This is a genomic window from Streptomyces sp. NPDC033845 (assembly GCF_055576225.1).
In genome coordinates this window covers 193251-214772 of record NZ_JBVIRI010000011.1, presented here as the reverse complement: position 1 = coordinate 214772, position 21522 = coordinate 193251, and the positions used below count along the sequence as shown (strand labels likewise).

Here is a 21522-nt window from a genome sequence, read left to right as displayed (position 1 = left end):
AGCGGAAACGGCAGTGACCGGGCAGAAGACAGTGGTGTCGGACCCCTACTTCCCGGCGAACGGGGACCCCCGGTACCGCGTGCACCGGTACGAGATCGACCTGGAGTACCGCCCGGTCCCCAACCGGCTGGCCGGCACCGCCCGGCTGAGCGCCATCGCCGGGCGGGCCCCGCTCACCGAGTTCCACCTCAACCTCGCCGAGTTCCGGATCGGCCGGGTCCTGGTCAACGGCCGGGCCCCGCAGTACACCCACCGCGGCGGCCGGCTCCGGATCCGGCCCGCCAAGCCGCTGCCGGCCGGCGCCGCCTTCACGGTGGAGGTCCACTGGGCCGGCAACCCGAAACCGGTCCGCAGCCCCTGGGGCGGCCTCGGCTGGGAGGAACTCACCGACGGCGCCCTGGTCGCCAGCCAGCCGGTCGGGGCACCCTCCTGGTACCCGTGCAACGACCGGCCCGCGGACAAGGCCTCGTACCAGATCTCCGTCAACACCCCCTCCGCCTACACGGTGGTGGCCGGCGGCCGGCTGCTCACCCGCACCACCAGGGCCTCCACCACCACCTGGGTGTACGAGCAGCCCGCGCCGACCTCCAGCTATCTGGTGGGCCTCTCCGTGGGCATGTACCAGATGGTCCTGCTCGGCGACCCCGGCCTCGGCGGGATCCCGCAGAGCGCCTACGTCCCGGCACACCTGCTGCCGAAGTTCTCCCGCGACTTCGCCCGGCAGCCCGCCATGATGGACCTGTTCCAGGACCTGTTCGGGCCCTACCCCTTCGGCGAGTACGCGGTGGTCGTCGCCGACGAGGAGCTCGACGTCCCGGTCGAGGCCCAGGGTCTGTCCACCTTCGGCGCCAACCACGTGGACGGCGCCCGCGGCTCCGAACGGCTGGTCGCCCACGAACTGGCCCACCAGTGGTTCGGCAACAGCGTCACCATCGCCGACTGGCGGCACATCTGGCTCAACGAGGGCTTCGCCAAGTACGCGGAATGGCTGTGGTCGGAACGCTCCGGCGGCCGGACCGCCCAGGACCTGGCCGCGGCCGCGCACCGGCTGCTGGCCGGGCTTCCCCAGGACCTGGTGCTGGCCGACCCCGGCCGCAAGCTGATGTTCGACGACCGGCTGTACCAGCGCGGCGGCCTCGCCGTGCACGCCGTCCGCCGGGCGCTGGGCGAGGACGCGTTCTTCCGCATGCTGCGCGGCTGGGCCGCCCTGCACCGGCACGGGGTGGTCACCACGGAGGCCTTCACCGCCCACGCGGCCCGCTACACGACCGCCCCCCTGGACGAACTGTTCGCGAACTGGCTGCACCGCCCGTCCCTGCCCCCGCTGCCGGTCTAGACGGCGGCGGGGGCGGGGCTCAGGCGGTGCGGGTCACACGGGTGGTGCGGGTGGTGCGGGGGATCAGACGAGGTCGAACCGGTCCAGGTTCATGACCTTGTCCCAGGCACGGACGAAGTCCTTCACGAACTTCTCCTTGGCGTCGTCCGAGGCGTAGACCTCGGCCAGCGCCCGCAGCTCGGAGTTCGACCCGAAGACCAGGTCGGCGCGGGTGCCGGTCCACTTGACCTCGCCGGTCGCCGCGTCCCGGCCCTCGAAGGCGCTCTGGTCCTCGGCGGTGGCCTTCCACGTCGTGCCCATGTCGAGCAGGTTGACGAAGAAGTCGTTGGTCAGCGTGCCGGGGGCGTTGGTGAGCACACCGTGCTTGGACTGCTGGTGGTTGGCGCCCAGCACGCGCAGACCGCCCACCAGGACCGTCAGCTCGGGAGCGCTCAGGTTCAGCAGGTTCGCCTTGTCGACCAGCAGGTACTCGGCGGGGAGCCGCTGGCCCTTGCCCACGTAGTTGCGGAACCCGTCGGCGGCCGGCTCCAGCGCGGCGAAGGACTCCACGTCGGTCTGCTCCTGCGTGGCGTCCACCCGGCCCGGGGTGAACGGCACCGCGACCTCGACACCGGCGTCCTTGGCGGCCCGCTCGACGGCGGCGGTGCCGGCCAGCACGATCAGGTCGGCCAGGGAGATCCGCTTGCCGCCCGACTGGGCCGCGTTGAAGGACTCCTGGATACCGGTCAGGGTGCGCAGCACCGAGGCCAGCTGGTCGGGCTCGTTGACCTCCCAGCCGCTCTGCGGCTGGAGGCGGATACGGGCGCCGTTGGCGCCGCCCCGCTTGTCGCTGCCGCGGAAGGACGAGGCGGCGGCCCAGGCGGTGGACACCAGCTGGGACACGGTGAGGTCCGAGGCGAGGACCTGCTCCTTGAGGGCGGCGACGTCGGCGGCGCCGACCGTCTCACCGGTGGCCGCGGGCAGCGGGTCCTGCCACAGCAGCACCTCGGAGGGGACCTCCGGGCCCAGGTAGCGGGCGACCGGGCCCAGGTCGCGGTGGGTCAGCTTGTACCAGGCGCGGGCGAAGGCGTCGGCGAACTCGGCCGGGTTCTCGTGGAAGCGCCGCGAGATCTGCTCGTAGGCCGGGTCGACGCGCAGCGACAGGTCGGTGGTGAGCATCGTCGGGGCGTGGGTCTTCGACGGGTCGTGCGCGTCCGGCACGGTACCGGCGCCGGCACCGTCCTTCGGCCGCCACTGGTTGGCGCCGGCCGGGCTCTGGAACAGCTCCCACTCGTAGCCGAAGAGGATGTCGAAGAAGCTGTTGTCCCAGGTGATGGGGGTGTTGGTCCAGATGCCTTCGAGGCCGCTGGTGATGGCGTCGCCGCCCTTGCCGGTGCCGAAGGAGTTGCTCCAGCCGAAGCCCTGCTGCTCCAGCCCGGCGGCCTCGGGGTCGTCGCCGACGCTCTCGGCCGGACCGGCGCCGTGGGTCTTGCCGAAGGTGTGGCCGCCCGCGATCAGGGCGACGGTCTCCTCGTCGTTCATCGCCATCCGGCGGAAGGTCTCACGGATGTCGCGGGCTGCGGCCAGCGGGTCCGGGGTGCCGTTGGGGCCCTCGGGGTTGACGTAGATCAGACCCATCTGCACGGCGCCGAGCGGGTTCTCCAGCTCGCGGTCGCCGGTGTAGCGCTCGTCGCCCAGCCAGGTGGTCTCGGGACCCCAGTAGACGTCCTCGTCGGGCTCCCAGACGTCGGCGCGGCCGCCGGCGAAGCCGAAGGTCTCGAAGCCCATGGTCTCCAGGGAGACGTTTCCGGCCAGGATCATCAGGTCGGCCCAGGAGATGTTCTGGCCGTACTTCTTCTTCACCGGCCACAGCAGACGGCGGGCCTTGTCCAGGTTGCCGTTGTCCGGCCAGCTGTTCAGGGGGGCGAACCGCTGCTGCCCGGTGCCGGCGCCGCCGCGGCCGTCGCTGATCCGGTAGGTGCCGGCACTGTGCCAGGCCATCCGGATCATCAGCGGGCCGTAGTGCCCGAAGTCGGCCGGCCACCAGTCCTGCGAGGTGGTCAGCACCTCGGCGATGTCCCGCTTCACCGCGGGCAGGTCCAGGGCGCCGAAGGCCGCCGCGTAGTCGAACTCCTCGCCCAGCGGGTTGGACACCGCGGGGTTCTTGGCCAGGATCTTCAGGTTGAGGCGATCCGGCCACCACTGGCGGTTGCCGCCGCCCTGGGTGGGGTGTGCGGCGCGCCCGTGCTGGACAGGGCAGCCGCCTCCGCCCTCCGCCTTCGGGTCCGTGACGATCGCATCGTGGTTCTCAGACATCGGAAAATCCTTCCGGACCGGGCGGGTCCTGGGTCTCAGGAACTGCGGTCAGTGGCGTGGCGTCGACCCCACTGAGGTCGTCCTGTCACTTGGCTGTCATCGAAACCGATCCTACGATGGACAGAATCCAAGTCAAGAAGGACACCAAATCCATATTCCATCGGATCCCGGATCTTCACCGATGAAATCCGGCCATCCGACCGATCGTGAATAGGTGAACCGATATGAGTGACCTGCTCGGACGGCTGCGGGGGCGCGGCTGGCGGATGACTTCCCAGCGGCGGGTCGTGGCGGAGGTCCTCGACGGCGACCACGTGCACCTCACCGCCGACGAGGTGCACGCACTGGCCGCCCGGCGGCTGCCCGAGATCTCCCGGGCGACGGTCTACAACGCCCTGGGCGAGCTGGTGGCCCTGGGCGAGGTGGTGGAGGTGTCCACCGACGGCCGGGCCAAACGGTACGACCCCAACGCCCACCGGCCGCACCAGCACCTGGTGTGCTCCGGCTGCGGCCTCATCCGGGACGTGCACCCGACCGGCGACCCGCTGGCCGAGCTCCCGGCCGACGGCCGCTTCGGCTTCGCCGTGTCGGGCGCGGAGATCACCTACCGCGGGCTCTGCCCAGGCTGCGCGGGAACAGGCTGAAAACCATCCGATGCGGTGGGTGAGGGAGCGGGCGGCGGGTTGACGTCGGGCGTCGGGCGCCGGCCGGGTCCGGCGGCGGCGCGTTTGGCAGACTGGACAGGTGGACGACTACCCGCAGGTACACCGGGACCCGGCTCCCGAACGGTACGGACTGCTGCGCATCGAGACCGCCGACCTCTCCGCCGCCCGCTGGCTGACCGAGCGGCGGCCCGGCTGGGGCGTGTTCGCCACCGTCGCCGGGGTCGGCGCGCCCGGCTTCCCGGCGTACGCCCGGATCCTGCACCCCGCCTCCCTGGACGAGGAACCGGTCCGCTGGGACACCGCGGCCGCCGCCCACGGCCGCCGGGTCGGGCCGCTCACCGACTGGCACGAGGTCATCGGCGCCGAACGCTTCTACCAGAACCTCCAGGAGTACGGCCTGCCCGGAGTCTGGGACGAGCACCCCGCCGAAGGCCCCACCCCCGGCGACGTGGCCCGCGCCCTGATCCCCGTGCTCGCCCGGCACACCACCACCCCGCAGGACTGCCACTACGGACTGTGGGAGGGGTACGGGCGCTGGAACTGGGACGGGGTGCCCACCTTCCCGACCCCCGAGCGGGACGAGGTCCTGCTCTCCGGACCGCTGGCCGACGCCGTGTCCCCGCTGCTGCTCGACCCCTTCGCGGAACTCCCCGACCTGTGGTGGCCGGCCGACCGCGCCTGGTGCGTGGGCGGCGACGTGGACCTGGTCAGCACCTACGTCGGCGGCTCCACGGAACTGATCGCCGAACTCCTCGCCGCCCCCGGGCTGGAGGCCCACCCGGTGGTGGCCGGCGACCGGGTCGGCTGACCCGCACCGCCCATGGGCCCGGCACCGCCTAGGGGCCCGGCACCGCCCATGGGCACCGCCCCGGGCCCGGCACCGCCGTACGCCCGCGCTCACCGCGGCGGGGACAGCCGGGCCAGGGCCGCCGAGGCCAGCGCCCGCACCCCGGCCGGCAGCGCGGTCCGGGGGTCCGGGGCGAACCCGGGGGAGTGGTTGGCCGGCAGCACCGCCAGCTTCTCCGCGGCCGTGCCGCCCGGCGCGGCCGCCCAGGCCGCCGGACCGATCACCCCGAACATCCAGTACCCCAGCCGGATCCCCTCGCCGCCGAACCGGGCGAAGTCCTCGGTGGCCAGCGACGGCGGCCACATCGCCACCCGCTCCGCCCCGAACTCGCCCTGGTGGACCGCCCGCAGCGCACCGGTCAGCCCCGGATCCGGATGGGTGGCCGGGGACTCCGACAGCCGCACCACCTCCGGCTCCCGCGGACAGGCAGCAGCCGCGCACTCGGCACGCACCACCCGCTCCACCGCCGCCGTCGCCGCGGCCAGCGCAGCCGCCCCCACCGCCCGTACCGTGACCGTCAGTTCGGCCCGGTCCGGGATCACGTTCGGCCGGTCCCCGGCATGGAAGGACCCGACGGTCACCGCCACCGGCTCGGTCGGCGCGGCCTCCCGGGACACCACCGTCTGCAACCGGGTCACCACGTGCGCGGCCGCCACCACCGGATCCACCGCCAGATGCGGGGCCCCGGCATGGCCGCCCCGGCCGTGGACCACCACCCGCAGGGTGACGCTGCCCGCCGTCATCGGCCCGTACCCGTGGGCCACCATCCCGGCCGGCAGCGGGGCCGCGTGCTGGGCCAGCACCTCGTCCGGCCGGCCGAACCGCTCGTACAGCCCGTCCGCCAGCATCCCGGCCGCCCCCGCCAGGGTCTCCTCGGCGGGCTGCCCCACCACCAGCAGGGTGCCCCGCCAGGACTCCCGGTCGGCGGCCAGCAGCGAGGCGGCCCCGGCCGCCGCCGCCAGATGCAGGTCATGACCGCAGGCGTGCGCCGCCTCGCCCCCACTGGCGTACGGCAGTCCGGTGGTCTCCCGCATCGGCAGCGCGTCCAGTTCGGCCCGCAGCATCACCAGCGGACCGTCCCCGTTGCGCAGCACCCCCGCCACCCCGTGCCCGCCGATCCCCCCGGTGACCCCGTACCCGGCGCCGGTCAGCCAGTCCGCGAACCGGCCCGCCGTCCGCACCTCCGCCCCGGACAGCTCCGGATGCCGGTGCAGGTCCAGATAGAGGGTGGTCAGCGGGCGCAGCAGCGGCGGGAGCCGGTCGGCCAGGGGCATCCGCCCATGATCCGCCGGACCGCCGCGCGGCCCCTGGCAGTTCGCTGACACTTTCTGTCAGCGGCCCGTCGGGGACCTGACGGCGGCCCGGGGTCTGATGGGACCTCGGGGGCCGGCCGGCCCCCGACCGCCGCAAGTGAACCGTGAAAGGAGGAACCGTCATGGAGAAGTCGCCGCTGGCCTCGCTCGCCGACGAGATCCTGGAGCTGGAGTCCGAGACCTTCGAGATCTCCGACTACTCGGACGCCAGCGAGGTCGTGCTCGCCGGTTCCACGAGCTGCAGCTCCACCTCCACCTGCTCGTCCACCACCAGCACCACCTCCTGCTCGGCCTGACGAGCCGCCACGGCACCACACGGATGCCCCCGGGGAAGACCCCCGGGGGCATCCGCGTGCCGGACCCGCCCGGTCAGGGGAACGGGTGCGGCACCATCCGGATCCCGGCCTCCGCCAGGTCCCGTTCCCGCAGCCCGGCCCGGCGGGCCGCCGTCCGCAGCCGCGGCATGTACGGGGCCCGCTGCCGGGACCAGCCGAAGTCGATCGGCAGCAGCCCCGGCACCACCGCGCGCACCGTCCGCAGCCCGATCCGCCGCTGCTCCGGAGTCGTCTGGTCCACGGCGATGACATCGTGGCCGGCCGCGGTCAGCTCGGCCACCACATGGGCCAGCGCCTCCCGCAGGTCCCCGAAGACCGGCGGACCTGCCGGTCCGGCGTCCAGCGGCCGCAGCCCGGTGGGTTCCAGATAGGGCCGGACGTGCTCGGTCATCACGGGCAGCCCGTAGAGCTGCGCATGGTCCTTCAGATGGCGCACCAGCCGGAAGTCGGCGGCCATCGCCTCCAGTTCCGCCCGCCGCTCGGCGACCTGCCCGGGCAGGTGCGGAATGTAGGTGAGGACCTCGGAGAGCGCGGCCTCCACGGCCGCCGCCGGATCCAGCGCGGCACCCGCCCCGAAGGAGTACAGGCCCGGCCCGCCGTCCCGGCGGACCGCCAGCGCGGTCACCACCGGCACGGCCAGGTCGATCCGGTTGTCGAAGGCGTGCACCCGGTAGCCCTGGAGAGCGGCCCGGTCGGCCATCGCGCGCACGGCGGCACCGGCCCGCCCCGGCACCGAGCCCAGCTCGATCTCCGGCAGCCGCAGACCGCCGTACCAGGCGACCAGGAAGGCGTCCCGCTCCACCAGCTCCAGCAGGGCGCCCAGCAGGGCCTCCTCCGCGCAACTGCCGATCGCACAGCCGTTGGAGCATTCGAACACGAAGTTGTCGGCGGCCAGCCCCGCGCTGTAGTGCACCAGTCGGGCCGGCACCAGCACCGGCCGGTCGTCCCGCAGCGAATGCCCGTACACCCAGGGGATGGGCCGCTCCGGGTCGAACGGGGAGACCAGCGGGTCCTCCCGGTAGGTGTGCGGCGGGTACAGACCGGTCGAGGCGGGGTGCAGGGCCCGGTCGCCCAGTTCGGCGTAGGAGGCGGTGAGCAGACGGCCGCCGGTCCGCCGGTGGGTGCCCGCGTAGCGCTCCAGGCCCTCCAGATGGGCCAGGTCCCGGCTGGCCGCGAAACTGTTGGCCTGGCCGCTCCAGGTCACGTCGGTGAGACCGGCGTAGCCCCGCATGAACACACTGCCCGCCACCGGGGCCGTGGTCGGCGAGGTCACGTTCGTCCAGGTGCCCCCGCCGAGCACCCCCGTCACCGGGTTCGCCAGCGCCGCGTACGGCATCGGATACGAATCGGCGGACCGCAGCCGCTGCGCCCCGGGCCGCGCCGTCGGCCGGGACCGCGGTACGAAGGGCACCGGGGCGTCCGCCCCGCGCGGCCCGCAGTCGGGGCACAGCGGATCGGCCAGCAGGGGCAGGGTGCGCTGCCGGAGGGTGGCCAGGTCCAGCCGGGTCACCTGGGGCAGCGCCCGGTCCGCGGCGGCCTCGGCGGGCGGCCGCCGCCCGGGGTCCCGGGCCGGGCCGAGGAGCGCTTCGTGCAGGGCGCGGACGGCGTCCACCGCGTACCGGGACAGCTCCGGCCACAGCGGGTCCACCGGGGTCAGCGGGCCCGTCCCGGTCTCCAGGGCGTCGCGTTCGCTGCGGCTGCGGAGCCGCTGCCAGCGCATGGCCAGGCACTGTCCGCAGGCGGGCGCGGTGCCGTCACCGCCCCAGGGGCCGATCAGCACCGCCCGGTCGGTGAGGTGCACGGTGGCGGCGGGCCGGTCGGCGGCCTGCGGGTCGGCGGCACGCGGCCCGAGGGCGTCGTACACGCCGACCGTCACCACCCGGGCGCCGGTCTCGGCCAGCGCTTCGGCCAGCAGGGCGCGGGCCGCCTCCAGCGGCGGCCGGACCCGGTCGGGGGAGGAGACGGTCATCGGCGGTTGCTCCAGCGGAAGGTCTTCAGGGCCAGCGCGCCGAACACCACGGCGAAGCCGAGCAGCACCGCGCAGCCGGTGCCGATGGCGCCCAGCGAGCCGCTGCCGGTCAGCGAGCCGGTCGCCGCGTCGTTGAGATAGCGCAGCGGCAGCAGCCGGGAGAACTGCCGCAGCCAGTCCGGCATCATGTCCAGCGGCAGGAACGAGCCGGACAGGAACGCCATGGGCACCATCAGGCAGTTGGCGATGGCGGCCACCGCCTCCGGGGTGTCCGCATAGCTGCCCACCAGCACCCCGATGGCCAGGAACGCGGTGATCCCGAGGACCAGGGCGGGCAGCACCAGCGGCCAGCGCCCGTCCAGTTCCAGCCCGAAACCGGGCAGCATCGCCACCGCCACGAACACCACCGCCTGGACCACGCCCACGGCGACGGCCAGCACGTAGCGGGAGGCGAGCACCGTGGTCAGCGGGGTCGGACTGAGCCGGATCAGCCGCAGCAGGTCGTCCCGCCGCCACTGCATCAGGGTGAAGGCGATCCCGAACACGGCCGCGTTGGCCACGCCCCAGGACATCACCCCCGGCGCGATGTACGAGATGTAGGGCCGCCCGGTCTCCTCCAGGTCCTGGCCGCTGAAGATCAGCCCGAACACCACGAGGAAGAGGAGGGGGAAGGCGAAGGTGAAGAACAGGGTGGCCCGGTCCCGGACCTGGGCCCGGTAGCCGGCCGCCGTCAGTGCCGTGTACGCGCTCATGCCTGCTGCTCCGTCCGCTCGCCGGCGGTGAGTTCGAGATAGACGTCTTCGAGGGTGGCGGTCCGGGTCAGCACCCCGTCGAGCCCGGTCAGGGCGTCCACGGCGTGCAGCACCCGGCCGGGCGCGGCGGTCTCCAGGACCAGTGAACCGCCTTGCAGGCTGGCCCGGTCCACCCCTGGCAGCGCGGCCGCCTCGGCCAGGGCGATCCGGCCCTCCGGCAGCAGCAGCCGGGACGGCGCGCCCGCCGAGGCCACCAGGTGGTGCGGGGAGTCCAGGGCGGCCAGCCGGCCCGCCACCAGGATCGCCACCCGGTCGCAGAGCGCCTCCGCCTCGTCCAGGTGGTGGGTGGTGAACACGATGGTGCGGCCGGCTCCCTTGAGCCCGCGCAGCACCTCCCACAGATCGCGGCGGGCCTGTGGGTCCAGGGCGGCCGTCGGCTCGTCCAGGAAGATCACCTCGGGGTCGTGGACCAGTGCCGAGGCGATGGCGAGCCGCTGCCGCTGGCCGCCGGAGAGGTTCTCCACCAGGACGTCCCGCTGCCCGGTGAGCCCGACCGAGGCCAGGGTCCGGTCCACGGCCGCCGCGCCGACCCGGTAGAGCCCGGCGACGGTGCCCAGGTGCTCGCGGGCGGTCTGCCGGACGAAGAACGCGGAGGCCTGGGTCTGGACCCCGATCCGGGGCAGCAGCACGGTGTCCCGGGGCCAGGGGCTGCGGCCCAGGACCCGGACGGTCCCGGAGTCGGCCTCCCGCAGCCCGACCATGATCTCGACCAGGGTGGTCTTCCCGGCGCCGTTCGGGCCGAGCAGCCCGAGGAACTCCCCGGGCCGCACGTCGAGGGAGATCCCGTCCACGGCGGACCGGTCCCCGTAGCGTTTGCGCACCTCGGTCACGGCGATGGACGGCGGACTGCTTTCAGCGCTCATGGTGGTGCTTCCCTCTGTGGGTGGGACGGGTGGGGGCGGGAGGGTCAGGAGACCGGGGCCGAGGCGACCGCGGCGATCAGGCCCGCGAGTGCCAGCAGCACCAGCAGCACCAGCACGGCGGACCCGATGCCGTACGCCAGATAGATCCGGCGGGCCCGGACCGGATACGCGGCCGCGTCGGCGGTGGCCGTGGCCGTGGCCGGGGGAGCGGGCCGTCGCATCCGGAGCCGCAGATAGGCCCCGGAGGCCGGGGCCAGCCGGGTCACCCGCAGGACGTGCCCGAGCAGGGTGTAGCCGTCCAGCGGCGGCAGCGGCAGCAGGTTGACCAGCGCCTGGGCACTGCCGAGCAGCAGCAGCACCGACAGGGTCCGGGCCGTCGGATCCCCGGCCGGCAGCACGGCCCGCCAGCCCCAGAACGGCAGCAGGAACAGCAGATTGACGAAGGCCCCGGCGGCGGCCACCGCCAACTGGTCGCGGCGGCGCCGCAGATGCCGGTAGGTGTCCACCCGGCAGTACATGATGGCCACCGGCAGCCGCCAGCGCAGCCCGATCTCGCCGACCGTGGCCCCGACGTGCCGGGCCGCGATCCCGTGCCCGAACTCGTGCAGGGCGGTGCTCAGCCACAGCAGGGTGGCCACCGCGAGCAGCGCGGCCGGATGCCGCAGGATCCACGCCAGGTCCTCCGCCAGCCGGCCGAAGCCGGCCGCCAGCGCCGCCTCCATCACCAGCGCGGCCAGCAGCAGCACCCCCAGCACGGCGGGGTGCAGCAGCGGGCGCAGCGCCCGGTGGCAGCGGCCGGTGGCCGCGTCGGCGTCCGCGACCAGCCGGACGCTGCCGCGCAGCAGCCCGCCCTCCCAGGGGGAGGCCCGCCGTTCCGGGGCGTCCGGGGGCGGGCCGCCGGCCAGCAGCCGCCGGCTGCCGAGCAGCCCGAGCAGCTGCTGCCAGTGCCGCTCGTCGATCCGCCGGCCGAACTCCGCCCCGTACCCCTCGCCGATCTGGCCCAGGGTGCGGGTCCCGTCGAGCCGGGACACCAGGAAGTACTCCCGGGGCCCGATCTCGAACGCGGCGCCCGACACCTGGTCCTTGACCAGGTGGACGGTGGCCGGGCCGTGCAGCAGCGGTGGCGAGAGGAGCACCTCCGGCCGCAGCGCGGGCCGCTGCCCGAGCAGGGCCGCCGTCCGGTCGGGGGTCACGGGGCGACCGCCGAGGGTTCCTCGCGCAACACCCGGCCCAGCAGGTGGGAGAGGTAGGCCTCGTCGCGGATGGTGACGTGCAGCCGGTTGTTGGTCATGTGGAGGTAGGGGGAGAGCAGCCGGGGCAGTGCCTCGGCGGGATCGGTGACCCGCTCGTCCCGGGTCCCGTCCCAGGACCGGAAGACGAGTTCCCCGGCGCGGGCCAGTTCCGCGGCCCGGTCGCGCAGGATCCGGCAGTGCTCGGCCCAGCCGGCCAGGAATTCGGGCAGCCGGCCGGTGTCCCCGGAGTCGAGTGCGGCCCGGACCGCAGCGAACCGGCGGGCCAGTCCCGGCGCGGTCCGGTCCCAGCTCTTGTCGTACTCCTCGGAGCCGATGAATCCGGTGCCGGGAAAGGCCTCGTGCCAGAAGCGGTAGTAGGAGTCGAGATAGTCGGCGAGTTCCTCCCGGTCCGGCAGGAACACCCCGGCCATCACCATCATCAGCTGCGCCGAGGTGCCCAGCAGCACCGTCCGCAGGTGCAGGTTCATCCGCCCCAGGGCGTCCGTGACCAGGTCGCTGGAGTGCGAGAAATGCCATTCGGCGAGGTCGATGCCGGCCGGTCCGCCGTATTTCCCGTATTCGGGTTCATAGGGTTCCCAGGAATACGAGTTGTTGGGGCGCAGGTTCATCCGGCCGTCGGCGCCGGTGAACGCGGAGCGGTCGGCCTCCGGGAATTCGATGTCGAAGAGGGTGTTGTAGAACTCGTTGAGGAAGCCCGAATCGACCTCGTACAGGGCCGGCCGGGATTTCAGGAACCCGGCCACGGCCTCCTCGGTGCGCCGCCGGACCTCCGCCTCGGCCCCGGGGGAGACGGGCCGCAGCCGCAGCCGGACGTGCGGGCCCTCCAGCCAGTAGTTGATGAAGAAGTGCCCGCGGACCAGGCCGTCGGCGGTCAGCCCGGCGACCAGCGGGCGGACGCAGTTCACCAGCAGCGGCTGCGGGTTGGCCGCGTAGAACACGTGCAGGGCCTGCCAGGAGCCGGCCGGACCGGTCGGCTCCGTGGGGTGGGTCAGCGGGGACATCGCGGTTCGCCTTCCTGCCGGGGGTGGACGGTGGTGAAGGTCTCCACCGCCAGTTCGGCGGCATGGCCGCCGGAAGCGGAACGGGGGTGCGGTCCGCCGGAGTCGGGGAGCGGCTCCCGGAACACCACCCGGTGGGCGGGGCCGGGCAGCAGCGCCTCGAAGGCGGCCAGCGAGAGCGGGCTCGCGAAGTCCACGTACACCGGCTTGGCGCCGATGCCGCCGGCCGCCCCGGCCCCGCCGCCCGCCGACACCGTCGCGAACACCTGGTCGGGCAGCCCGTGCCGGTGCCGCCAGCGCTGCCACTCCAGGAAGTCGGCGGCCCGCCGGGCCCCGTGCGCGGGCAGCTCGGCGACCGTGGTGGTCCAGCTGCGCCGGCTCAGCACCACGTCCCGGTGCACCACCCGGGGCCGGCCGGTGACCCCGGCCCGGACGGGCCCCTCGGGCACCCCCGCCCACACGTCCAGCGGGGACATCGAGGACGGTGACAGCAGCAGCAGGGTCCGCGGGATCGCGGGCAGCGCCAGCGGCACCAGATAGCCGAGGTAGACGGGGACGACCTCCAGGCCGAGGCGGTGCGAGCGCAGCGCCACCCGCCCGGTGCCCGGGTCGTGGACGGCGTACAGGTCGGCGAGCCGCAGCTGCCGGTCGGCGGGCAGGGTGCCGGTCTCGCCCGGGCAGACGATCTCGTAGTCGGTGAGCCGCCCGTGCAGGTTCAGATTGGTGGTCACCGGACCGCCGGTGACCTCGGCCAGCACCGTGCCCGGCGGGGTGGCCCGGGCCGCGGCGGCCCGCAGTTCGGCGGAGAGGGTGGGCCCGGCCGGGGCCCCGTCCCCGTCCGGGGCGTCATACACGTGGGTGAACCGGCTGAAGGGGAAGGCGAGTCCGCCGTAGGACCGGTTCAGTACGGTCCGGGGGGCGCCGGTCAGCGGGTCGCGGGCCTGCTGGATGTGGTGGCAGCGCGGTGCGAACCCGGGCCGGAGCGGCTCCAGGTGCCGGGCCACCGCCTCGATGTCGGCATCCGTCAGACGGAGTTCCCCGGGGTCCCCGGTCCGGACATCGGTCCGGGCACCGGTCCGGTCACCGGCCTGGTCGCCGGTCCGGCTCCCGGACCGGTCCCAGGCCTGCCGCATCCGGTCGATGAAGGCGGTGCGGGCCGCGTCCAGGGCCAGGATCCCGGGCAGTTTCAGCCAGTTCGTCTCCGGTACGTACGCACCGTGCTCGTCCACCGGGGTGCGGCGGGCCGAGAACGACAGGTACTGGTCGAAGAAGTCCTCGTGGAAGTCGTGGACCAGCCCGAGGAGGTCCTCGCAGCGGCCGCCCTCCCCGTACCGCGCGGTGAAGAACCCCTCGAAGGTCAGCCGCTGGGCGAGGGTCAGGTCGAAGGCGGGCAGGATCCGCTCCACCGAGCGCAGCCCGGACCAGTCGGGCGGCGGGCAGGTCAGGTCGCGGCCCGCGCTGACGTCCTCGTACAGCAGGGTCTGCGGGAGCGGCGCGTCGGGCGCCCCCAGCTCCGCCGTCACCAGCTGCAGCCCGGCCCGCAACTCGGCCAGCAGGGCGGGGCGTTCGGCCCGGCCGGCCGTGGGATAGCGCTCCAGGACCCGGCCGGGGCCCGCCAGCAGGGCCGCCAGCCGGTCCGCCCAGCCGGTGCCCAGCCCGGCCAGGGCCCGCCGGAAGGAGTCCAGCGGGTCGCCGCTGTGCACCTCGGTGTCCAGACAGGGCACCCGGATCATGCCCAGGTCGCGCAGGGCGCCCAGATAGGCCTCGCACTCCTCGGGAGCGGCCCCGTGCTCGGCGGCCAGCCAGTCGGCCAGCTCCTGGTGACGGACCTCGGACCGCTCCGCGAACAGGGCCAGCAGCCGGTCCAGGGTGCCGCTGCGGCGCAGGAAGAACAGCCGGTCGGAAGCGGCGTCGAAGGTGACCGCCGCACTGTCGTCCCCGGCCGTCACCGACCGGCGCACGTACCGGATGCGGTCCCCCTCGGCCCCCCAGCCCGAGGCGGGCCGCAACGGCAGGTCGCGGCGGCGCACCGGGTCGGCGAGGACCAGCTCGGCCAGCCGGGCCAGCACCACCACGTTCAGCCGGACGTGGCTGCTCCACTCCCCGGCGAGTTCGGGCCCGCTGCCGGGGCCGCCGGTGAAGGTGCCGGTGGCCAGCGCGGTCAGGGTGCTGAACGGGCTGGTCTTGACGGCCGTCCGGTACACGTAGGTGAGCGCCGAACGCTCCGCCTTGCGGGCCCGGTTGTCGGGCTCCCGGTCGGCCGGCAGGCCCAGATAGGCGTCCAGCCGGCCCTCCAGCGCGGGCGAGGCCAGCAGCAGCCCCGCCCGGAACCGCTCCCCGGCGAGCAGGGACCGCAGGGCGGTCCGGGCCAGCGCCGTCTCCCCGGCCAGCAGCGCCTCCCCCTCGCCGAGCAGCCGTTCCAGCCGGCGGCGCCGGTGCAGCCAGTGCGCGAGCGCGTCGCCGGCCTCCGGGGCGAGCTCGGCCAGCACTCCGGCGGCCGTCTCCGGCCGGTCCGGCAGCCGGCCGTTGTGGATCTGCCGGCGCAGCCGCAGCAGCGCCCGCCGCTGGCCGGCCCCCGGGCCGTCCGGCGCCGGGTCGGTGGCTCCCACCGCATGGTGCAGCAGCTCCCCGAGCCGGTCCGCCTCGGCCCGCAGCCCGGCCTCCGCGGCCAGGACGTCGGCCGCCCAGCGCACCGTGCCGGGACACCGCAGCCCCGCCACGGACGAGGCCGGCAGCCCGGCCACCCGCAGCATGAACCGGTTCCCGGCCCGCCACCGGACGACGGCCGGATCCGGGTCCGTACCCAAGGTGTTCGACGTGGTCATGCGCAGCACACCCTCCTTCGCGATCTCAGGACGTGACGACGTGGGGATCAGGCGATCTCGTGCCGGAAGTCGGCCGGGCGGGGCCGCTCGTGCCCGAGGAGCATGATCAGGAGCGGGGACTCGTCGGTGCCGGCCAGCCCGAGCTCCTCGGTGTACGACACGGCGTCGAACCCGAGGGCCACCCCGGCGCCGAGCCGGTGGGCGGCGGCCGAGGCGTAGAAGGTCTGGGCGATCGCGCCGATGGTGCCGCCGGCCAGCCGGTAGCCGCGCTCCCCGACGGCGTCCAGCACGGCGGTGGTGCGGACGGCCGGCACGAGCACGGCGGCCGCCTGCTCCAGGTTGTAGTTCGACAGGAAGTAGCTGCCCTGGAGGAACGGGCCGGGCGGCCCGTCCGTCAGCCGGTTCAGGGTCCGCCGCACCGGGTCGTAGGCGTAGCCGCCCGGGGCGATGCCCTCGACGTGGTTGACGAACGCGTACAGCGAGGCCAGCGGCGGCCCCCCGGCCCGCTCGGCCTCGCAGCCGAACGCGGTCCCGGCGCAGTCCGCGAGGATCCCGGCCAGCCGGTCGGCGGTCACCGGCCGGCTCGCGTCGAAGCGGCCGAAGCTGCTGCGCCGGTCGCGCAGCGCCGCCCGGGTGCCCAGCTCGGGTGCCGCCGGGGCCGGCAGCGGCAGCGGGTCGGTGCCCCGGGTCGGGCGGGCCGAGGCGGCGTCGAGCGCCCCGGGTTCCGGCCGGTCGGCGGCCCGGCCCAGGGTGGCCGTGTGGATCCGGTGCAGGGTCTCGAACTCCAGCACCCGGCGCGAGCGTTCCCGGTCCCGGTGCCGGACCCGGGGGGCCGGAACCGGCGCGGAGGCCCGGGCGGGCGGTGTGGCGCGGGCGGGCGGTGTGGCACGGTCGTGCCGCTGTTCCCAGTGCAGCGGCACGACCGCGAACAACCCTTCCTCGCGGGCCGACACGCCGAGCAGCCGCGCCAGGCGCTCCTCGTCGAACCAGATGACGGGGTCGATCCGCAGCCCGTGCCCGGCGGCCCACAGCCGCCAGGTCTGGATCAGCGCGCCCACGTCCATGCTGACCGCGTGGAAGGAGAAACTGTTGTACTTGAACGAGTTCTGCCAGTACTTGACCCCCAGGACCAGGTACTGGCCGGGGTCCCCGGCGGAACCGGGCCACGGCCCGAGCGCCTCCCGGACCTCCGGGGCTGGATCGCCGACCAGCAGCCGGCGCAGCCCGTGCCGGTGCGGGGCGTAGTGGTACAGGCCGGGCAGCACCGGGCCGCCCGGGCCGGCAGCCCAGTACACGGACACCGGGTAGAGGCCGCCGCCGGAGGCGGTGCCCCGGGACCAGTTGGCGTGGGTGTAGTGCGGCAGCGCGGACAGGTCGGTGTTGGCCTGGACGGCCAGCCGGCGGCCGGTCAGCCCGTAGCTGTCCTGGAGCATCCCGGCCAGCAGCGGCAGGGTGAACCCGGCGGCGGGGGAGTCCGGTTCGGCCGCCGGGCCGGGCAGCCGGGAGGGCAGCGGGAGCAGTTCGGCGTCCGGGTAGTACTTCGCCTTGCGCGGCCGGTCGGACCAGTCGGGGACGAAGTCCACGGGCTCCATCGGGATCCGGCCCCGGTGCACGATGGCGCGCGCGTAGGCGTGCGCGTAGGCGTGCCTGTCCGCGTCCGCCCGGTGCGGGGCGTCGGCCTGCGCCTGGTCCTGCGCTCGGTCCTGTTCCTGCGCCTGGTCCTGCGCTCGGTCATGGGACGGGCCCATGCGTCCTCCAGCGTTCGTGGGGGGTCGGGTCACGGGAAGGGGTGCGGAGCCGGGTTGAGGTCCCCGGGTCCGAGGTCGCGGGCGCGCAGCCCGGCGGCCCGCAGGGCGGTGCGCATCCGGGGCATGCCCAGGGCCCGCTGCCGGGACCATCCGAAGTCGATCGGCAGCAGTCCGGGCACCAGCACGCTCACCGTGTGCAGTCCCAGCGCCCGCTGCTCGGGCAGGGTCTGGTCGACGGCCACCACGTCGAAGCCCTCGGCGGCGACCGCCTCCACGCACCGCAGCAGATCGGCCCGGATGTCACCGGTGGCCCCGACGGCCGGGTCCGGTGCGCCGACCGGCCGCAGCGGGCCCTGCGGGGCCCGCAGCAGGAAGTCCGCGTGCCGCCCCATCTCCGGCAGCCCGTACACCAGCGGATGGTCGTGCAGGGCCGTCACCAGGGAGAAGTCCGCCGCCATCGCGCGGAGCCGGTCTCCGTCCCGCTCGGTGCGGCCGGGCAGGTTCACCGCGTCGGTGGCGATCTCGCACAGCGCCGAATGCAGGGCCGACTCCGGATCGAGCCCGGCACCCGCCCCGAAGCACATCCGGCCCGGGCCGCCGTCGTACCGCTCGGCGACCGCGGTCACCACCGGGACCGGGAAGGTGATCCGGGTGTCGAAGAACCGGGCCCGGTACCCGTACATGGCCAGCCGGTCGACCATGGCGCGGCTGGTGGGCCGGGTGCTGGTCCGCGGGTCGATCTCGGGCAGCGGCTGCCGGCCGTACCAGGCGAGCAGGAACGCGTCCCGCTCGATCACCTCCATCAGCCCGAAGTACACGGCCTCCGCATAACTCCCGCCGGAGGCACAGCCGTTGGAGCTCTCCTGGACGAAGCGGTTCTCCAGACCGGGCGCGTGGTAGTAGGTGAGGACCTCCGGGACCAGCCGGGGGGCCCGGTCGCGCAGCGACCAGCCCCAGACCCAGGGGATCTCCCGGTCCGGGTCGAAGGGCCGCACCCGCGGGTTGGCCCGGTGGAACTCCTCGTCGTACAGACCCACTTCGCGCGGGTCGACCGGGGCGGTCGCGCCCTCGACCCCCGGGAAGCCGGCCCCCGGGCCGTCGGCTCCCAGGGACTTCAGCGAGCCCGTCACCCGGGTGGTCCGGGAGCGGGCCCGCATCCCCGCGTACCGCTCCAGTCCCTCCAGCACCCCGACCCGGGCGCTGTGGTCGAACCGGTCGGTGTGCCCGCCCCAGAAGGTCTCCCGGAGATAGTCGCCCGAACGCATCGAGAAACAGCCGATGGTGGCGGAGGTGGAGGTGGAGGACACGTCCTGGACCAGGGTGGCGCCCAGCGAACCGCAGAGCGGGTTGGCGAAGGCGGCCACCTCGATGCCGTAGTCCTCCAGAGGGCGGGTGCGGAACACTCCGGGACGGTGGGCGGGCGCGGGCCCCAGCTCCGGTTCGGCGGGCGCGTCGGGCACCGGGGTCCCGCACAGCGGGCACTCGGGATCCGGCACCAGCGGATACCGGCGCAGGGTGCCGTGCCGCAGGTCCAGCAGCCGCAGTTCCCGGAACGGCCCGGCCGCTCCGGCCGGTTCGGTCCGTTCGGCCGCGGTGGCGGTGACCAGGGCGGCGAGCAGCCCGGCGGCGAACGGCTGGGCGTAGGGCCAGTCACCGGCCTGCCGGGTGCCCCCGCCCAGCTCCAGGGCGTCCCGGAGGGCCACCGACCGGACCGCCTGCCAGCGCCGTTCCAGACAGCGCGGGCAGCAGCCCGGCCCGCCCAGCACGGCATGCCGTCCGTACAGGTGCACCCGGACCGCCCGCTCCGCGTCGGGGACCGGCTCGGGCACGGGCGCCGTGAAGGCGTCCCGTACCCCGAGGGCGCACAGGGTCACGGGCGGCCCGCCCAGTTCGCGCAGCGCCCGGTCCAGCAGCCCGCCGAACCCTCCGAACAGCGGGCCGTCCTCCGGTTCAGGAGCCATCGAGGGACTCCCGGGCGGGGTTCGTCAGCAGCACCCGCACGGTGTGGATCCCGGCCCGGGCCAGATCCGCCGAGCCGGTCCGCACGGCGTACGCGTCCCGGCCGGCGGCGCGCAGCCGCTCCAGCACCTCCGCCCAGGTCACCACGGGCACGTCGGCCGCTCCTCCGGCCGGGCCGGACCCGGTGGTGAGAGTCCGCGGGTCCAGATCGCGGAGCAGCGGGTCCCCGGTGTCCACGGGGCCGCCGCCGGTGCTCTCCTCGCGCTCGTACTGCACCGCGCCCAGCAGGTCCCGCAGCGCGGCCATGGCGGCCGCCGCACGGTCGGGCTCGCTGCCGACCGCCCAGTGCGCACCGGACCGGGCCAGCAGCACATGGACCCCGCTGTACGCGCTCTCGCCGAGGTCGAGCAGCTCCACCGGCACTCCGAGCCGGTCCGCCGACCGGGCCAGGAACAGCAGCTCCGCGTCCGCACCGGGATCCGCTTCCGCACCGGGGCCGGTGTCCGGGTCGGCGGGGAGCGGCACGGGGACGGCCGGGGCGCCCCGGACCGCGCGGAGCAGCGCGTCGTGGGCCAGCGCGGAGAGCAGCCCGGCGGCGGCCGCGTCGGCCGCCGAGGGCCCGGCCCCGGCCCCCGCCCGGCTGCGCTCGAACAGCCGGTCGGCATTGTCCGGGCCGAACGGCCGCACCGCCCCGGCCGGCACCGCCACCGGCTCCTTGGTCAGCAGCGAAACCCCCTGCCGGTACCCGCGCACCGCCCCCGCCACCCCGCTCGCCAGCACCAACCTGTCCGCATCGAACCGTTGCTGAGCTACCGTCAGTTCCGGACCGGACGGCACCACGTGCTCGGCGTACACCAGCGCGGCCGCGTCCAGGGCCCGCATCCGGGCCCCGGCCACATGGTGGACGTCGAAGGCCGCCACGGTCCGCCGCCCGGTGTGCCCGATCCCGAGCTCCACCGCGCTCAGCTTGAGCGGTATCTGGGTCAGCGGCTCGTCCGCGTACCGGGTGAACACCCCGGCGTACGGGCGGACGAGCAGCTCGCGCCGGTTCAGCTCGGCCACCAGGTCGTCGGCCTCCCGGGCGGTCTCCAGGGTCGGCAGGGCGGGGGCGCCGGAGCTCCCCGCGGCCGTCAGCTCCACCGGGGCGGCGGCCGCCCGGGCGGCCTCGGCCGGGTCCTCGGCGCAGTGGGGGCAGCCCGGATGGGGGAGCAGCGGCTCCGCGGTCACGTCGAGGGACTCCAGGTCCTGCACCAGGACCTGGCCGGAGGTCTCGGCGGGCAGTGCTCCGGAGACGGCCCGGAACACCTCGTAGCCCAGCAGGTTGCCGAGCATCGCGGCCACCGGTCCGGTCGGCCCGTCCGGCCGCTCCTGGGCCGGGGGCAGGGCGAGTGACCGCCACAGGTCGGCAGCGGCGCCGGGCCCGCCCTCGATGGCCCCCGAGCCCAGCCGGAGGGCGGCGCAGGACCAGCAGCCGGGGACCCCGGGCCGGGAGAGCGGGCCGACGACGGCCTGGCCGCCGTACGTCCACAGGGGCAGCAGCAGCCTGCCCTCCGGCACCCCGGCGGCGAGCAGCGGCAGCAGCCGGGCCGGGGCCGCCGCGCCACCGGTGACCAGGACCACGTCGTAGCCGTCGAGGGCCGCCCAGTCCAGCGGTCCGGGCCCGGCGGGCAGCGGGCGGATCTCGGCGGGGCAGCCGTCGGCGGCGGCCTCCGCGGCCTCGGCCTCCGCCGGGCCGGTGTCCAGCCCGGGCAGCACCCCGATCCGGGCGCAGCCGTTGCGGACCAGGCTGAGCAGGCACCAGCCGGCCGCCGGGTCGGTGCCGAGCAGCGCCACCCGGGCGGCCCGGAAGGCGGCGAAGCGGGCCTCGGGCTCGTCGGAGTAGTGGTCGGCGTAGGCGATCTGCGGGGCGTAGCGGCGGGCCACCCCGGCCGGGAGCGGCTGCTCCCGGTCCCCGGCCGGGGCGGCCACCGGGCGGGCGAAGTCTCTTTCGTACAGGGTCTTCACCAGCTCCCCGACCATGGTCCGCTGGGCCTCGCCCAGCCCCGTACACAGCTCGGCGACGGTGTGGTCGCCGGTCAGGTGCGGGACGAGCAGGGTGGCGAACTTGTAGGCGGAGGCGGCGGTGAGCCGGAACCCGCCGTCGGCGTTGTGGAACAGCACCCCGTCCGGGGTCTTGGTGAACAGGACGTCCCGGCGGATCCGGGGCCGGGTCTCGGCGACGGTCTCGTAGGTCGTTCGTGCCATGGGGTCACCCCTGGGTGCGGAGGGCTGGGAGGGAGGCGGAACGGGAGCGGTGGGCGCGCT

15 protein-coding genes are annotated in these 21522 nt (G+C 74.9%); 4 read left to right on the top strand and 11 right to left on the bottom strand.

The window, feature by feature from the left end:
- Positions 1–13: 13 nt before the first annotated feature.
- The gene (locus tag ACZ50K_RS24020; protein ID WP_468906491.1) at positions 14–1336 is read left to right on the top strand and encodes a M1 family metallopeptidase; all 1323 of its coding nucleotides are present in this window, start codon (positions 14–16) and stop codon (positions 1334–1336) included.
- Between the two features lie 63 nt (positions 1337–1399).
- Here the strand turns inward: ACZ50K_RS24020 and katG are convergent, their stop codons facing one another.
- Positions 1400–3631, bottom strand: a complete 2232-nt coding sequence (gene katG / locus ACZ50K_RS24015; RefSeq protein ID WP_468906488.1) for a catalase/peroxidase HPI — start codon at positions 3629–3631, stop codon at positions 1400–1402.
- 224 nt (positions 3632–3855) lie between these two features.
- Here katG and ACZ50K_RS24010 point away from each other — a divergent pair, with 224 nt between their 5' ends.
- Complete coding sequence (locus ACZ50K_RS24010) at positions 3856–4275, top strand: Fur family transcriptional regulator (RefSeq protein WP_468906485.1); 420 nt, start codon at positions 3856–3858, stop codon at positions 4273–4275.
- 100 nt (positions 4276–4375) lie between these two features.
- Positions 4376–5104 carry a hypothetical protein gene (locus tag ACZ50K_RS24005; protein ID WP_468906483.1) on the top strand — a complete coding sequence of 243 codons (729 nt, stop codon included), beginning with the start codon at positions 4376–4378 and terminating at the stop codon, positions 5102–5104.
- 89 nt (positions 5105–5193) lie between these two features.
- Here ACZ50K_RS24005 and ACZ50K_RS24000 read toward each other — a convergent pair whose 3' ends face one another.
- Positions 5194–6417, bottom strand: a complete 1224-nt coding sequence (locus ACZ50K_RS24000) for an amidohydrolase (protein WP_468906481.1) — start codon at positions 6415–6417, stop codon at positions 5194–5196.
- A 161-nt stretch (positions 6418–6578) separates the two neighbouring features.
- On the opposite strand from ACZ50K_RS24000, the gene ACZ50K_RS23995 reads away from it, so the two are divergent.
- A complete protein-coding gene (locus ACZ50K_RS23995) occupies positions 6579–6752 on the top strand; it encodes a thiazolylpeptide-type bacteriocin (RefSeq protein ID WP_007268044.1) in 174 nt (57 codons plus the stop codon).
- 73 nt (positions 6753–6825) lie between these two features.
- Here the strand turns inward: ACZ50K_RS23995 and ACZ50K_RS23990 are convergent, their stop codons facing one another.
- The 9 genes from ACZ50K_RS23990 to ACZ50K_RS23950 form a co-directional block, all read right to left on the bottom strand.
- Positions 6826–8760, bottom strand: coding sequence for a TOMM precursor leader peptide-binding protein (locus tag ACZ50K_RS23990; RefSeq protein ID WP_468906479.1), 1935 nt, complete (start codon positions 8758–8760; stop codon positions 6826–6828).
- Positions 8757–9512: an ABC transporter permease gene (locus ACZ50K_RS23985; protein WP_468906476.1), complete on the bottom strand. Its 756-nt coding sequence runs from the start codon at positions 9510–9512 to the stop codon at positions 8757–8759. Before ACZ50K_RS23985 ends, ACZ50K_RS23990 begins: the two co-directional genes overlap by 4 nt.
- Positions 9509–10435 (bottom strand): ABC transporter ATP-binding protein, encoded by a 927-nt coding sequence (locus ACZ50K_RS23980; RefSeq protein ID WP_468906473.1) that lies wholly within the window; start codon positions 10433–10435, stop codon positions 9509–9511. The genes ACZ50K_RS23985 and ACZ50K_RS23980 overlap by 4 nt, the downstream gene beginning before the upstream one ends.
- Positions 10436–10479: 44 nt before the next feature.
- Positions 10480–11628, bottom strand: coding sequence for a peptidase M50 (locus tag ACZ50K_RS23975; protein ID WP_468906471.1), 1149 nt, complete (start codon positions 11626–11628; stop codon positions 10480–10482).
- On the bottom strand, positions 11625–12689 hold the full coding sequence (locus ACZ50K_RS23970) for a thiopeptide-type bacteriocin biosynthesis protein (RefSeq protein WP_468906468.1): 1065 nt from the start codon (positions 12687–12689) through the stop codon (positions 11625–11627). The genes ACZ50K_RS23975 and ACZ50K_RS23970 overlap by 4 nt, the downstream gene beginning before the upstream one ends.
- Positions 12677–15511: a lantibiotic dehydratase gene (locus tag ACZ50K_RS23965; RefSeq protein ID WP_468906466.1), complete on the bottom strand. Its 2835-nt coding sequence runs from the start codon at positions 15509–15511 to the stop codon at positions 12677–12679. The genes ACZ50K_RS23970 and ACZ50K_RS23965 overlap by 13 nt, the downstream gene beginning before the upstream one ends.
- Positions 15512–15558: 47 nt before the next feature.
- Positions 15559–17103, bottom strand: coding sequence for a SagB family peptide dehydrogenase (locus ACZ50K_RS23960; protein WP_468906672.1), 1545 nt, complete (start codon positions 17101–17103; stop codon positions 15559–15561).
- Between the two features lie 185 nt (positions 17104–17288).
- Positions 17289–19220 carry a TOMM precursor leader peptide-binding protein gene (locus ACZ50K_RS23955; RefSeq protein WP_468906464.1) on the bottom strand — a complete coding sequence of 644 codons (1932 nt, stop codon included), beginning with the start codon at positions 19218–19220 and terminating at the stop codon, positions 17289–17291.
- The gene (locus ACZ50K_RS23950; RefSeq protein ID WP_468906461.1) at positions 19210–21462 is read right to left on the bottom strand and encodes a TOMM precursor leader peptide-binding protein; all 2253 of its coding nucleotides are present in this window, start codon (positions 21460–21462) and stop codon (positions 19210–19212) included. Before ACZ50K_RS23950 ends, ACZ50K_RS23955 begins: the two co-directional genes overlap by 11 nt.
- Positions 21463–21522 lie beyond the last annotated feature (60 nt).